Raw genomic sequence first — 14,523 nt, forward strand, 5'->3', positions numbered from 1 at the left:
GGGCCGATCAAGCCATTCCCGTAGCAATTGCGGGAGAACGCAGGAGAATATAATGGTGAAAATCACTGCGGCTGTCGCCGTGAAACCAAAGAGCCCGCTGGAATTCCGTGAACTCGAACTGGCTGACCCCGAAGGCAACGAGATCCTGGTTCGCACGGTTGCGAGCGGGATCTGCCACACGGACTTGCTGCTTCGCGACGGTATTTTTGGCCCGCCGGCACCGGTGATCCCGGGGCACGAAGGCGTCGGCGTCGTCGAGGCGGTCGGACCAGAAGTTCAGAGCCTCAAAGTGGGTGATCACGTCGCACTGAGCCAGAGCTCATGCGGATTCTGCGCCGACTGCCGCCGTTCTCACCCAATGAACTGCCAAAACTATACCCAGTACAATCTTACGGGGCTTCGTCCGAATGGTAAGAAGGCATTGCTCTGCGATGAAGTTGGCATTGGCAGCAATTTCGTGGGCCAGTCGTCCTTTGCGACGCATATCCTTGCGACTGAAAACAATGCAGCGCTTTTGCCGAAAACAGACCTCGACCTTACCGACGCTGCGCCACTCGGGTGCGGCATGGCAACGGGTGCAGGAACAGTGATAAACGCGATGAAGCCGGAAATAGGGTCGACGATAGCCGTTTTCGGCGCAGGTGCTGTCGGCATGGCCGCCGTGATGGCCGCCAAAGTTCGTCGGTGCAGCAAGATTATCATCATAGATCTGAATCAGCAGAGGCTAGACATGGCCATGGGGCTTGGTGCCACACATGCGATCAACGGCAAAGATCCCGACGTAGTCAACCAGATCCATGCGCTGACGGGCGGCGGTGCCGACTTCGCGATCGACGCAGTTGGCATCATTCCGGTTATTCTGAACTCGATCAAGTGCACCCGTGCCGGCGGGCACGTTGTCTTGCTCGGCCTCGACGCGCTCGGGAACGACATTCCCATCCCCCTCGATCTAATGGTGTTCAATCGCAAGATCCAGGGTGCGATCCTTGGTGATCAGATTCCACAGCTGTTCATTCCGCAGATGATGGATCTTAATCAGGCTGGGCTTTTCCCCTTCCAAAAATTGATCACCAAGTATCCCTTCGAGAAGATCAACGAAGCGATCGCGGACGCCGAAGCCGGGCGAGTGATCAAGCCGGTCGTCGTTTTCAATTAGGAGCCAGCGCAAATGACATCGAAGAAGTCAGAGGAACAGCACCTTGTCGTGGAATTCAAAACCACGTCCCAAAATCGAAATCGCGTAAAAGAACTCCTTCAGGAATTCATTGGACCCGCCCGCGAAGAGTCTGGTTGTCTCTACTACGACCTCTACCAGCGGTCGGACGATCCGAACACTTTCATCATCTTAGACGGCTGGCAGAATGAGGCGGCTGTCGTTGGCCATGGCGAACATCCTAATGTCAAGCGGGTGCTGGAGCCTCTTCTTCCACTGTTGGTGAGTCCACCGTCGATTAATGTAAATACCCGTATCAGCGACTGATCGGGCGCAATGGCCATTTCTACGAGGCGCGCGCCCCGAGCGCGCAGGTTTGAGGGAGACGAAATGGATACGCATCGAGTTGTCGTAGTCGGCGGTGGCTTTGCCGGACTCCAGTTAGCGAAGGACCTCAAGTGTCCCGACACTTCCATAACGATCGTCGACAGGCGCAACCATCACCTCTTTCAACCGCTCCTCTACCAAGTTGCCACGACTGTATTGGCAACCTCGGAGATAGCCTGGCCCATCAGAGCATTGTTCAGAGGACGAAAGGATGTATCGACGCTGCTGGGCGAGGTTGTTGGCGTTGATACCGAGGCACGCGTAGTATCGCTCAAGGATGGGAATGCTATTCCCTATGACACGCTCGTTCTCGCGACAGGTGCAAGGCACGCCTATTTTGGCCGGGACGAGTGGGAGCCGTTTGCGCCCGGGCTAAAGGCACTCGAAGACGCGACGACCATCCGGCGGCGGCTTCTTCTCGCGTTTGAGAAGGCCGAATTGGAGACTGATCCCGAACGGCGGAAGGCAATGCTCACGTTCAGCATAATCGGAGCAGGCCCGACAGGCGTGGAGATGGCTGGGATTATAGCGCAACTGGCCCAACGAACCCTTGTTGAGGAGTTCCGTAGCATCGACACCAGATCGGCGCGCATCCTTCTCATCGAGGCAGGTCCACGTGTCCTACCCGTGTTCCCGGAAGCACTTTCGAGATATGCCGAGCAGTCGCTAATCAAGATGGGCGTCGAAGTGAGAACAGGCATTCCCGTGACGGCATGCAACGAGAACGGCATCGCGATCGGAGATGAGTTCGTTTCAAGCCGGACCGTCATCTGGGCTGCGGGGGTGCAAGCGTCGAACGCCGCCGCCTGGGTCGGTGCTGAAAAGGACAGGGCGGGTAGGGCGGTCGTGCAGCCAGATCTGACTGTTGGCGGTAAGCCCGAGATTTTTATTATTGGAGATACTGCCTCCGTGAAGGCCGCTGATGGAACACCCGTCCCCGGAGTGGCTCCCGCCGCCAAACAGCAAGGCAAATATGTCGCTTCGGTAATTGAAGCACGACGTCTGGGTACACCCACTCCAAGTGCGTTCAGATATAGGCATCTGGGAAACCTGGCTACCATCGGGCCGAATTCGGCTGTTATCGACTTCGGGAAAATCCGGCTCAAGGGCGGAATTGCATGGTGGATTTGGGGGCTTGCCCATATCTACTTCCTGATAGGTACGAGGAGCAGATTGGCAGTGGGACTAAGCTGGCTATGGATCTTTGTTTCCGGCCATCACTCCGCACGTTTGATCACGCAAAAAGAAACCTTAAAGGATGAGGTTTAGTCGCTAGCGCGAGCACGCCCGAGTCTGCTGGGCCGTGAATGGAGACCATCAAAGGCCAGACATTTGGGAATCGGTTGCGAAGCGATGGTTGGCAGCAGGTAACAATTCTGTCGGAGTTCCATATATAACAATGATTGATCTTCGCACTATCAACTTAGGCGACTTCGACTGCGTCGAATTCACGGCGAGGACTGGCCGCGACAAGTCAATTGCCCTGTCCGCCTGTCGTTAGCGATAGGCGGGCCTCATGCTTGAATACCGTTTCGGGAAGAAGTGATGATGTGGAGAGTTGAGAGTGTCCCCCTCTAAGATTGACCATTTCTCGCTCAAAGGTACCTGCAGCGAGGAACTCGCGGCAGCGCTTTCGAGGCTTTCCCCGCAATCTGAAGCGCATGTACATGGCGATAAGACGATCGCCTACGATGTACATGCGATTACCAATGGTCCGATTGCGGTTATTGCCGCGCACTACGAGGGCGACCTAACGGTCCAGCACCGGGGACCGGCGGAGGCAAACATCATCATGCTTCCACTACATGGGCGATCGGTCGTTACCGTTGACGGCAGACAAATCCCGTCAGAGGGAACGCGGGGCGTTTTCGTGAACAGTATGTCGGCGAGTACGACCCAATTCATTGGGCCAAGGAAACATTTGGGGCTTAGGATCGCCCATGATGAGCTGACGCGCCGTTTGGGATGTCGGCTCAATACGCCAATAAGAGGCAGCCTCGATTTTTCGCCAGAAATCGACCTATCGGTCGGGTTCGGCTCCCTTTTGGTTCAACTGGTACCAGTGCTGTATGCTGGATTACGAGACGGAACCCTCCTTCAATCACCGATAGCACTTCATCACCTCACTGAAACGACGATGGAGCTTTTGATCGAAGCTGCGCAGCATCGCTACTCATCTGAGTTATGCCGCGTTGCTGAATCACCCTTACCCAAGGCCGTTAAGCGGGCGGTCGACTATATGCGTGCCAATATTACTCGGCCGCTATCTCTTGAGGAAATCGCAACGGCTTGTGGCGTAAGCCGACGCACTCTTCAAAGCGGTTTTCGCAACTTTCGGAATACGACCCCTCTGGCATTCCTGCAGCACCTACGGTTGGAATTAGTGCATCAGGAACTGATGACAGGCGAACCTGGCCTCTCGGTCACGCAGGTCGCTCTGAAATGGGGCTTCGTGCATAGAGGCAGATTTTCTGCGGACTATCGCAAGCGCTATGGGGTACTTCCCTCGGAAACATTGCGTATATCATAAGCAGATTGCGCCGACCGAGCTACGATCAGCCGGCACGCTCGACTGTCCTCAAGGCTTGTAGCAACAGCACTCTCCAGAAAATCCGACTGCCTCGGCCCAAGATCTGTCTTGCAGATGATCCCCTGAACGCGACGATGTTCCGATCTGCGCAACGCAGTTCAAGACCACTACAGGGGTTAATCTTATAGTAATTATGCCGAGGTCATCTCACACATAGCGGTCAATGTCGCAATGTTCTGGACCGCGTCGCTAATGGAAGCCGGTGTAATTTATAGTCGTCTATGAGGAACATATGTCGAGACTGCCGCTATCTCTACTTTTAATGATTTTGGCAATTATCCCGTTGACGGCGTTCGTAATCATCGGAGTATCAACATCACTGGGATATTACCGAGAATACTCTACCTTCCGCAGCGCACAAACAACGCAGCGACTTGGGCGGGAAGGCGGATTCCTCGCCCAAGCTATAGCGGCGGAAGCGTTTGCAGGCGCCGACGTGCGTCGGGCAAAGCAAGCTGCATCGGACAGGGCTTTTACAGCGGTCTTTTCCGCTTACGACTCTTGGAAAAAGGCATTCGACGATCCGGCCATAGAACGGGCGGTACAGATCATTCGTGAAAGGCGGGACAATATCGATAGCTTCCGCCGGCGCGTCGATGACGGAACGGCTAGCGAGGCGGAGGGAGCTGTTGCTTTGCGCCCAGCTGCCCTTGCGGGCTTGGAGCTCGTCCGTCGCACTGGGGCGACTGTCAATGATTTGGATTTAGCACGCCAAATTACCGGTTTTCATGCGCTCATGCAGATCACGGAAGCTAGTTTGCTGGAGATCAGGCCCGGCCGAGCCTACGTCAAAAATTCAGCCATGTCCGTCGATCTATTTTCGTCCCTCTTACAGTCAAAAAATCTAAAGCAGCTTTATGTGCCTGCGATGCAGGAATTTCTCCCCGCCGATCTCGTCAAATCTTATGACGACTTCGAGGCCAGCGCCGCAGGCAAGTTCATCGCGGGCGTTCGCGATCAGATGTATGCAAACCAGCCGGGCGTTTCCTTCCCCCCCGAGACGTTGGATCGATGGAATGAAATCACCCAACAGCGGGCTGCTTTGTTGACCGCACTCATTATGCGCACCGGCGACGAGTTGGACGAGATGGCATTTCAGCGTTACGCCGATCTTCGCAATGCCTTTATCGGCTACTCCGGCGCCACGCTTCTGATCATGTCTACGGTACTCATTTTGTGCATTTCGGTCGTTCGGAGAATTTCAAGCTCCATTCGGACTCTGACAAGCCGAATGAAGGCACTCGCAGAAGGCGATACGTCGGCGCCGGTGCCCTTGACAATCCGACGCGACGAGATCGGGGACATGGCGCGTTGCCTTGAGTTTTTCCGCGGCGCGGCCATACAGAAAAGTAACCTGGAGACATCCGCGGAAGCTGAGCGCATTCGTTCTGACCAAGAGAAGCTGGATATTCAGGTAAGAGCGGAAAAAGAAGCAGAAGAGCGCCTCATCCGAGCGACGACGGCATTGGCAACCGGGTTGAAGCGGATGGCGGATGGAGACTTGATTTATGAGATTGAGGAGCCGTTAGCGCCACAGTTTGAAAGTTTGCGCAGGGATTTCAACGCTTCCATTCGTCAGCTCCGGGACGTGCTTGTTACCGTCGGCCATTCAGTCGAAACGGTCACGAATGGCAGCTCGGGCGTCTCGGCCGCATCTGAAAATCTTTCAAGACGCACGGAGCAGCAGGCGGCTTCGCTCGAGGAAACTGCAGCGGCGTTGGAGGAGATAACCGTCAACGTTGCATCGACCACGAAGAGGACGGCTGAGGCGCGCGGAGCCGTCCAACAGATGCGAAATCATGCGGAAATGTCCGGTCGGGTTGTACGCGATGCTATCGGCGCCATGAATCGCATTGAAAACTCCTCCAAGCAGATTTCCCAGATCATCAGCGTCATCGACGCGATCGCCTTCCAAACGAACCTCCTGGCGCTCAACGCCGGCGTCGAAGCAGCGCGTGCTGGCGACGCGGGAAAAGGCTTTGCGGTTGTTGCCCAGGAGGTCAGGGAGCTTGCACAGCGCTCAGCGACAGCGGCAAAAGAAATCAAGGATCTCATCGGCAATTCAGCTCTTGCCGTCGACGAAGGCGTAAGGCTCGTGAGTGAAACCGGATCGGGCCTGAGAACGATTGAAGAGCTTGTGCAGGATGTAAATCTTCATATGGACGCAATCGCAACGGCCTCCCAGGAACAATCGTCGGGCCTGCGCGAGATTAACGGCGCGGTTAACCATATGGACCATGCCACTCAAGAAAATGCGAGCATGGTCGCGGAGATGAATACTGCAGGATCGCACCTCGCTCAAGAGAGCCAAAGCCTAGCCGCACTGTTGAAACATTTCCATTTCAAAGACGAGAGCGGGAAGCCACAAAAGGTCACGGGCGAACTTGGCAAGAGCTTCCCGCCCGGTCAGACAATGGTTGACCGCGGAGACTATCCGATGCGCCGTGGTAACCTGGTGCTCGCGCCTTCGAATGATGATTGGCAAGCGTTCTAAATGATATGGGCGGCGTCGCCGACCACATGCAAATACACGTCTTTGATGATTCTGAATGAGAGCGATATCCCGGTGGGGTAGCGGCATGGTACTCCGCCAAATGACTTGTGCGGTCCTAACAAAATGCTGGCTTGACGCATGATTGCTCAGCCACGTGACAAAGCAGGACAGGCACATGAAACACGTACGTCAATCGGAACGCACATCCCGCCCCGAACAGCCTGTGGAAGTGCAGATGGCGACTGATGCTCAAATCGACCAGGGGCGTGGAGCCTTCCGCAACGCGGTCAATGCCAGCCCTCCGCTTGCCACGGGCACGGCCCCGCCATTTTCGGAAGCCTCCGCTGTCCGGCCATCGCACGGTCACGACGCAGATGTCGCAAGTCTGAAGCAACCGTTTGAGAAGGCTTTCCGGGCGAATCCCCGGCATCCTGCGACAAACGTCGACTTGCCATTCAACGCCGAAGAGATGTCGAGTGCCGTCGTACTCGACGCGATCCCGTTACCCGTCTTCTTCAAAAACAGAGATGGGATACACCTTGGTTGCAACAGGGCCTTCGAAAGCTTCTCCGGCCGCTCAAAAGGAGATATTATCGGAAAAACCGTTTTCGATTTGGTGCCCGCACCCATAGCCGAGACGTATGCCGCGTTGGACGAGGCGCTTTTTGCAAATGGCGGTGTTCAGCAATATGAAGCAAAGGCCACCACCGAGAATGGTGGTGTCGTTGATCTTTTACTCAGCAAGACCGCAATCACTGATATCGCTGGTAACAGGATCGGCTTGGTTGGCGCGATGTTGGACATCACAGAGCGAAAACGTGCGGAGCATGATCTCAAAGAGGCTCTTGAATTCGCAGAGGGAATTATTGCCGCCATTCCTGACGTTCTGTTCGAGGTAAATGCCGACGGTCGCTACCTGCAGGTCTGGGCAAGGAATCAGGAGATCCTGGCGCAGCGAAAAGAAGTGCTGCTCGGCAAGCTTGTCCGCGATGTGCTCCCTCCAGATCAGGCCGACATCGCTATGCTGGCTCTTGAAGAAGCCGATGAAACCGGCGCCTCCTACGGTCGTTGTGTCCGTATAGCCCTACCAAACGGCGAATCCCGTTGGTTTGAACTGTCGGTCGCAAGGCGACCAAGCAGCAATCACTCAACCGTCACTTTTCTGGTGTTATCTCGCGATATTACCGAACGAAAGCACGCCGAGGGCACAACTATTGAAGCTCGGGCTCGCCTCCTAAGTGTCCTGCAGACCATTCCGGATATGGTATGGCTGAAAGACGTAACAGGCAAATATCTGTTGTGCAATCATGCCTTCGAAGAATTGGTCGGCAAGGCAGAAGCGGAAATCGTCGGGAAAACGGATTATGACCTGTTTACTCCCGAACTCGCCCAGTTTTTTCGTGACAAGGATGAGGAGGCCATGCAAGCCGGCCGTATTCTCATCAATGAGGAACGGTTTACCGCTCACGAGGACGGTCGATCAACGCTTTTGGAGACTCGTAAGGTTCCGGTATTCACGGGGGGAAAGCTGATGGGGATCCTCGGCGTCGCCCGCGATATCACCGAACTGGACACGTCCCGTAAGAAAATCCATCAGATGGCATTCTACGATTCTCTGACCGGCCTGCCTAACCGGACACTTTTCAATGAACGGCTACGCGAGATGATCGGGGACGCGGCTTCGGCGGGCCAGCGAGCCGGGGTGATGCTGATCGACATGGACCATTTCAAAGCGATCAATGACACTATGGGACATCCCGTCGGTGACGAGTTACTGCGGCAGGTGGCGACACGCATGAAAAAAGGCGTCCGTGCCAGCGACACCGTGGCGAGACTCGGTGGAGATGAATTTGCAGTCTTGCTGCCCAATGTTCAGGACAATGACGATTTGGCTCAAATTGCCAGCAGAATGCTTGCCGCATTCGGCGAACGCTTCATGCTTTCCGACAGGGAGATCTTTGTATCCTGCAGCATCGGGATATCGGTATTTCCAAATGACGGCGACGCTCCCGACGATTTGGTGAAATATGCGGATTCTGCGATGTATTTGGCGAAGCGCTCGGGGCGTAGCAACTTCCGCTTCTACTCAAAGGATCTCACGATTGGGGCTGAAAAGCGCCTAGCGCTAGAATCAGACCTACGCCTAGCTTTGAAACATGAGCAACTTGAACTCCATTATCAGCCAAAGGTCCTATTGGACAACGGAAAGGTGATCGGTTCAGAAGCACTGCTACGATGGCATCATCCGAAGATGGGATTGATCCCTCCGGGAGAATTCATAGGTGTCGCCGAGGAAACGGGATTGATCATCGATCTTGGACGATGGGTGCTGCATGAGGCGTGTTGCACGGCTGCCGTCATGAATGCAGATGGACTGCCCCCGCACAAGATTGCGATAAATTTGTCTCCTAAGCAGTTTCAATGCCCGCGTTTGTCGCAAACGGTGGCGGACGTATTGCAGGAAACCGGTTGTCGTGCGGAGTGGATCGAGGTTGAAATAACTGAGAGTCTCCTGCTCCATAACTGCGAGGGCGTTTCGACGACACTCTCTCAATTGCATGCGAGCGGAATTTCCATAGCGATCGATGATTTCGGCACCGGCTACTCATCTCTGAGCTATTTGGCTAACTTTCCCATTGATACCCTCAAAATTGACCGGTCATTCATCAATCGATCCGACAAGCGAAGTAGAGAACTGGTCAAGGCAATTCTCTCAATTGCGCGCTGCCTAGGGCAAAATGTAGTCGCTGAGGGCGTGGAGACGGTCGATCAAGAAAAATTCTTGGCTGAAAGCGGCTGCGCTGTGGCACAGGGGTTCTACTATAGCAAGCCCATCCCGAAGTCCGAACTTCTCGCTGCAAACGCAGTGCCCGAGTTCTCTCGCGGTGATTCCCATCTTACGCCGATGCCCGCAGAGGAAGGGGTGGCACTCATGCGCTTGCCTCCCGCATCTGTTGGGACCCGAACCGCGTGAAGCCTACGGCTAACAGCGCGCAGGATCCACGCCACCTGCGGCGCTGTTTATACCGCACTCATCCAACGGAAGCCCAAACTACTCTGGGCGATTGGATAAAACGCGGACCAACAGGAACTACTGAAAACTTCAGGTGCTTTGATGTTCCGAAATATGCAGGCCCTGTACCGAATTGCGCGACGAAACATACGTTGACGTGTTTTCGCTTTCGATTGCCATTGCAAAGACTTGCCCAGTACAATCTACTATTCAGAGTCAATATCGTCAAAAGCATAACCGTGCAAAAGCTCATCCCATTTCCCCATCCGAATAGAAATTCTGCGGATTTGAAAAGTTCAACTGCGAATTCGAATGGCTCCGGACATTTCGACATCATCCAATCGCTGAAATCGGAACTTCACGATTTGGCTAGTGCCGTAAATCAGTTGGAGGCGCTATGTGAGTCATACCGATCCCAAGTTGATACGTGCTCGCAACCTGACTGAACGACTGAGCGTCCGCGCTTGTCATCGTATTCCCTATGACCCTCTCTGGGCGTGGCGGCCAGTGGTTCGTTGAATCTTGCCAAACGTTCCCGGATCCCACCACTTCCCGAAGACGGGAGCTTCAATTCGATCAACTCGAAACTTTCGGCCATTTGAACGGGTGGCGGAAAAAAACGCCAGCGATTGCACCGTGATTTCGTAATGGTTCTGCCTATTTGCTGAAGGCGGTCGGCCGATTGGAATGCTCCATCAGACCTCAACTTACCGGCAGCAAGGCTGCAGGTTCGATAGCTTCTTTTCGTGGATGAGGATATACGGATCCTCGAACTCTACCCGCATCTTGTCCTGGTTGGCGACGAAGTAGGGGCTGAGGTACGCGGTCGAATTGCATGCGCGCGAAGACCACGAGTTTGGTCTCGGCGGTCTTGGCTTCCTCGACGAAATGGCACTCTCGTTGCTAACCTTCTCCATTGCGTCGACGAGGAACGGCCGCGCAAGGTCGATGCCACGCTTCGGGTCCATCGATTCATCCCGGACGCTCCCGCCTTGCGTAATAGACTGGATTTTTCATTTCTGCCTGGGTTTCAAACCAGTCTCGCCGTGGTGTTGCTGCATCCCGTCCTGCCCCGGCTTTTGGTCCTGCCAGGCTCGCGCCGCCCACAACGGCTTTGCCGTCCTCCACTTCGTTGCGGCCCTGCGGGTGCGGGCCGCGCTTGCAGCCCGGCTTTTGGGCCGCCGTAGCAGGTCGCGATGGCCGCGACCTCGAACGGAGGTTCAGACATGAACAGGCAGCAATCCAATCAACGATCCGATATCTACAGCCGCATCACCACCAAGATCATCGCCGATCTCAAACAGGGCGTCCGTCCATGGACCAAGCCGTGGACGGCGGGAGGCGGGACGGCCGAGGTCAGCCGGCCACTGCGCCACAACGGCCAACCATACACCGGCATCAATGTTCTGCTCCTCTGGTCTGAAGCCATCGCCCGCGGCTTTGCATCGCCAAGGTGGATGACGTTTCGTCAGGCAATCGAGCTTGGCGGCGCCGTTCGCAGGGGCGAAACCGGCACGACCGTCGTCTTTGCCAGCTCTTTCATCCGCGCCGAGAGGACGGAGACAGGCGCCGAAATCGAACGGGATATCCCCTTTCTCAAAACCTACACCGTGTTCAACACCGATCAGATCACCGGGCTCAATGGCCTTGCCCATTCCATCGGGCCTGACCAGGATTGGATGAGCCGCATCGGTGCTGCCGGCCGCTTCTTTCCAATACCGGCGCCCTGATCCGCCACGGTGGATCGGCGGCCTATTATGCTCCTGCTCGGGACTACATCCAGATGCCATGCGTCGACGCCTTCCGGCACGATGCCTCCTACGTCGCCGTCCTCAGTCACGAGATGACGCACTGGACGGCTGCACCGCGAAGACTCGATCGGGATCTGAGCCGCTATGCGAAAGACAGGAGCGAACGCGCCCGCGAAGAGCTCATTGCCGAACTTGGTAGCTGCTTTCTCTGCGCCGATCTTGGTGTCGTTCCAGAGCTCGAACCGCGCCCCGACCACGCAAGCTATCTCGACAGCTGGCTCAAGGTTCTCGGCAACGACAAGCGCGCCATCTTTTCAGCGGCAGCTCATGCGCAACGGGCCGTCGACTACCTGCATGACCTGCAGCCGGATCTCAACAAGGAGGAGGCGGCTTGAGCCGCCTCCTTATCAGCCACCCGGACGCCGCCCACTGCCGCGACCCGACGGCCGCAAGCTCCTATCCCGCGAACCGGCGTCTAAAATCGTCACGCATTGACCTCGCGCAGCTAGTGGGGCGTATTCACCGGCATATTGAAGTGACGCGCGAAGTATTCCGACGGCGTCGTCATGCGGCCCCGTGGTGAGAACCAGCGCATCCCCTCGACCGTCGATGCTGAAAATCACGCGACTGTCCAGGCTTGCAACCTCCTCCGGCAGATCCTCCCTTAGCATCGCGATGGCGGAAGCCATCGTCCGCCGAGGGCGAACGAGAACGATGTCCCGCGCGAAGGAGTCGTCGTGCGTAGCATCGAGAGAAGCGTTGATGACAGCGGGTCGTCGGATGATTTATTTGGAACTAGCAAAAAATATTGCTTTGGCGCCCTCACCGGTAGGTCATGTTCCAGCCGAGTTCGCCGGTGCGCAACGCGCTCCATATGCTGAGCGGCGACGGAGATAGGGAACGCACGGGCGGGGGCAGTCGGTCCCGCCTCCCTTGACGGCCGCTATGCTGAGGCTCCTGCGGCTGCCCTTGTTCCGCCCTTAGCGGGGCGAGAATTCCCGAAATCCGCCTCACGGCGCCGCTATGCTGATTTCTCCGATACTCTTCATTGTTTGATTGGAACCCGCCTGCGGGCGGGTTGCCCGATCGTCACTGATGGCTGCCTGCAGCCATGCGATCGGGAGTTGTGAGTGATTCGCCATCTCGCCTTATCAGTCATCGAAAATCAGTCAGTTTAATCCCGCTTCCTGGCTGGCGCGGAAAGAGCTCAGCTTGCTCAGGAGGTCCTGCGAGATCTCGAATTGCCGTGCCGTCCCCCGGCCCATGGAGTTCTTTCCCATCGTCTCCACCAGCATTCCCCGCTTGACCAGAAGATCGACCGTCTCCTTCACGCCGCTTCGCGTCAGCTCGGTAATCTCGATGATATTCGAGAGGGTTAGTTTCTGGTGAGCCTGGGTCATCGTGTAGAGGATCGTCATCATGCCGATCTGCTTCAGCCTCGCCTGCGGGGTCTCGTCCTCCAGCGGATGGTCGAGGATCTCATGGAGAATGAGCCCCGAGAAGGCAAGGTTGTGCCACTGCGTTTTAATCGCGCTTGTCATGTCATTTAACTGTGTTATATAGATCAGTATAAACCTGGGCGAGCAAAGCGGGTTCTCCTGAACGCAATGGGACGCCGTCGTCTCGAAGGATCCTGTTCATGAAAAGCCTTCTCCTGAATTCACTGCTTACGGTCTGCTTCGTTGCGCCACCCTATCTTATTTTCGGCAGTAAAGCGCGGGCCGAGGATTGGGGATGCCAGGTTATTCTATGCCTTTCCAATCCCGGCGGGCCGACGCAATATGCAGAATGCCGGCCGCCGATCCAGAAGCTGTGGCGGGAGCTTGCCGAGGGGCACTCATTCCCGACCTGTAGCGGCGTCGGTTTTCAGAGTTCGCGGCCTGGCTATGAACCCTATTATTGCGATGCGGGGTACAAGCTCACGACTGATAGCGGTCGCGGCGGTCGGCAAGCAACCTGCGTATCGACATCGCCGCAGCCGGTGAGCAACAGCCTCTGCTGGGATGGGAACGACTATACTTCCCGCGACAATTCGGTCCTGTCGCCACATTGGCAGCGCGTGGACGGGCACCGCCAGTGCATCGGCTATCCGACAACGCGCCCGAATGTGCGATCGCAGCCGCACTATGTCGATGTCACCATCGACGGCGCCGGTAAACAGCGCGTTTGGTATTGACCGATGGGTGCTGCATTCGTCGAAATCGCGCAAACCTGCGCGCCGATGGTTCAGGTGGAGACGCTGGCCGGCATTGTCAGCCTTGAGAGCCGGTTTCAGCCCTTCGCCATCCGCATCAACAGCGGCCCACCACTCGCTGCTCAACCCGCATCGAAGGCGGAGGCGATCGAGGTCACGACGTCTCTGATTGCCGATCACCAGGATATTCAGATCGGGCTCGGCGGTATCGCGATAGAGGCGCTTCAAAAATTGAAGCTATCCGTCGCCGACGCCTTCGATCCCTGCCTGAGCCTCAAGGCGACGGCCACGCTTCTCGACGGATACTACCGCGCCGCTTTACACGCGGGGGATTCTGCTCAGGCCGAAAGGGTGATGCTCCAGTCCTACTATGGCCGCGATGATCCATCTCTCGGCGCCATGGTCAAATATGACAGGCAGGTACGCCAGGAAGCAAAGCGGTTATCGCCGATGCTTGACTCGCTCACCATCGGCGAGCCCGATAGCCGGATCGGGCCTGGAGAGCAGCCGCAAGATGAGGCGGCGCCGGCGCTTGCGAAACAATCCTCCCAAACCGTCGAGGCCGCATCCTGGGACGTGTTCAGCTCAGGGCGGCAATCCTCGGTTCTCGTTTTCCAGAATGATCGATCGGAGCAAAGTGAATGATCTCCAAAGCCCCTCTTCGCCCCCTTGCCGCATCCACGCTGATGGCGGCCGCCATTGTCATCTGCCTGGTCGAGCCAGCCTTCGCCCAGGCCGCCGGTATCGAAACCGTCTTGCAGAACATCGTCGACATGCTGACCGGCAATATCGCCCGTCTGCTGGCGGTCATCGCCGTCATCATCATCTGCATCGCCTGGATGTTTGGCTACATGGATTTGAGGCGGGCCGGCTTCTGGATTATCGGGATCGGCGGCATTTTTGGCGCCACCGAACTGGTCAACACCATCGTCGGGAATTGA

The 14,523-nt window shown here is 56.3% G+C and carries 10 protein-coding genes and 2 pseudogenes; 10 read left to right on the forward strand and 2 right to left on the reverse strand.

What is annotated here, in order from left to right; translation table 11 throughout:
* Positions 1–52 precede the first annotated feature (52 nt).
* The 6 genes from Tal182_RS25225 to Tal182_RS25250 all read left to right on the forward strand — a co-directional run bounded on the left by Tal182_RS25225 (position 53) and on the right by Tal182_RS25250 (position 9,598).
* Positions 53–1,156, forward strand: a complete 1,104-nt coding sequence (locus tag Tal182_RS25225) for an NAD(P)-dependent alcohol dehydrogenase (RefSeq protein WP_004671507.1) — start codon at positions 53–55, stop codon at positions 1,154–1,156.
* Positions 1,157–1,168: 12 nt separating this feature from the next.
* Positions 1,169–1,480 carry an antibiotic biosynthesis monooxygenase gene (locus Tal182_RS25230; RefSeq protein ID WP_004671505.1) on the forward strand — a complete coding sequence of 104 codons (312 nt, stop codon included), beginning with the start codon at positions 1,169–1,171 and terminating at the stop codon, positions 1,478–1,480.
* Between the two features lie 63 nt (positions 1,481–1,543).
* The gene (locus Tal182_RS25235) at positions 1,544–2,809 is read left to right on the forward strand and encodes an NAD(P)/FAD-dependent oxidoreductase (protein WP_016737439.1); all 1,266 of its coding nucleotides are present in this window, start codon (positions 1,544–1,546) and stop codon (positions 2,807–2,809) included.
* A 295-nt stretch (positions 2,810–3,104) separates the two neighbouring features.
* Positions 3,105–4,070, forward strand: a complete 966-nt coding sequence (locus Tal182_RS25240; RefSeq protein ID WP_008534397.1) for an AraC family transcriptional regulator — start codon at positions 3,105–3,107, stop codon at positions 4,068–4,070.
* Between the two features lie 292 nt (positions 4,071–4,362).
* On the forward strand, positions 4,363–6,624 hold the full coding sequence (locus tag Tal182_RS25245; RefSeq protein ID WP_016737440.1) for a methyl-accepting chemotaxis protein: 2,262 nt from the start codon (positions 4,363–4,365) through the stop codon (positions 6,622–6,624).
* 175 nt (positions 6,625–6,799) lie between these two features.
* Positions 6,800–9,598 (forward strand): bifunctional diguanylate cyclase/phosphodiesterase, encoded by a 2,799-nt coding sequence (locus Tal182_RS25250; protein WP_085861366.1) that lies wholly within the window; start codon positions 6,800–6,802, stop codon positions 9,596–9,598.
* A 761-nt stretch (positions 9,599–10,359) separates the two neighbouring features.
* On the opposite strand, the pseudogene groEL reads toward Tal182_RS25250, so the two are convergent.
* Positions 10,360–10,569: pseudogene (gene groEL / locus Tal182_RS25255) on the reverse strand (chaperonin GroEL); the annotation flags it as partial.
* Positions 10,570–10,863: 294 nt separating this feature from the next.
* Here groEL and Tal182_RS25260 point away from each other — a divergent pair.
* A pseudogene (locus Tal182_RS25260) lies at positions 10,864–11,783 on the forward strand (zincin-like metallopeptidase domain-containing protein).
* 774 nt (positions 11,784–12,557) lie between these two features.
* Here the strand turns inward: Tal182_RS25260 and Tal182_RS25270 are convergent.
* Entirely contained in the window at positions 12,558–12,929 is a 372-nt protein-coding gene (locus Tal182_RS25270; protein WP_037145471.1) for a hypothetical protein, read from the reverse strand.
* A 98-nt stretch (positions 12,930–13,027) separates the two neighbouring features.
* Between Tal182_RS25270 and Tal182_RS25275 the strand changes: the two genes are divergently transcribed.
* Genes Tal182_RS25275 through Tal182_RS25285 form a run of 3 tightly spaced genes read left to right on the forward strand, consistent with a single transcriptional unit; the run spans position 13,028 to position 14,523 of the window.
* A complete protein-coding gene (locus Tal182_RS25275; protein WP_018446357.1) occupies positions 13,028–13,564 on the forward strand; it encodes a hypothetical protein in 537 nt (178 codons plus the stop codon).
* Between the two features lie 3 nt (positions 13,565–13,567).
* Complete coding sequence (locus Tal182_RS25280) at positions 13,568–14,227, forward strand: transglycosylase SLT domain-containing protein (RefSeq protein WP_037145469.1); 660 nt, start codon at positions 13,568–13,570, stop codon at positions 14,225–14,227.
* Positions 14,224–14,523, forward strand: a complete 300-nt coding sequence (locus tag Tal182_RS25285) for a TrbC/VirB2 family protein (protein WP_007636189.1) — start codon at positions 14,224–14,226, stop codon at positions 14,521–14,523. The genes Tal182_RS25280 and Tal182_RS25285 overlap by 4 nt, the downstream gene beginning before the upstream one ends.

The organism is Rhizobium sp. TAL182 (assembly GCF_002117725.1).
GTDB lineage: Bacteria > Pseudomonadota > Alphaproteobacteria > Rhizobiales > Rhizobiaceae > Rhizobium > Rhizobium esperanzae.

Excerpts from the sequence above, each read along its gene's own strand:
- Tal182_RS25225 (WP_004671507.1), top strand. The coding sequence starts at position 53 with ATGGTGAAAATCACTGCGGCTGTCGCCGTGAAACCAAAGAGCCCGCTG.
- Tal182_RS25230 (WP_004671505.1), top strand. The coding sequence starts at position 1,169 with ATGACATCGAAGAAGTCAGAGGAACAGCACCTTGTCGTGGAATTCAAA.
- Tal182_RS25235 (WP_016737439.1), top strand. The coding sequence starts at position 1,544 with ATGGATACGCATCGAGTTGTCGTAGTCGGCGGTGGCTTTGCCGGACTC.
- Tal182_RS25245 (WP_016737440.1), top strand. The coding sequence starts at position 4,363 with ATGTCGAGACTGCCGCTATCTCTACTTTTAATGATTTTGGCAATTATC.
- Tal182_RS25250 (WP_085861366.1), top strand. The coding sequence starts at position 6,800 with ATGAAACACGTACGTCAATCGGAACGCACATCCCGCCCCGAACAGCCT.
- Tal182_RS25270 (WP_037145471.1), bottom strand. The coding sequence starts at position 12,929 with ATGACAAGCGCGATTAAAACGCAGTGGCACAACCTTGCCTTCTCGGGG.
- Tal182_RS25275 (WP_018446357.1), top strand. The coding sequence starts at position 13,028 with ATGAAAAGCCTTCTCCTGAATTCACTGCTTACGGTCTGCTTCGTTGCG.
- Tal182_RS25280 (WP_037145469.1), top strand. The coding sequence starts at position 13,568 with ATGGGTGCTGCATTCGTCGAAATCGCGCAAACCTGCGCGCCGATGGTT.
- Tal182_RS25285 (WP_007636189.1), top strand. The coding sequence starts at position 14,224 with ATGATCTCCAAAGCCCCTCTTCGCCCCCTTGCCGCATCCACGCTGATG.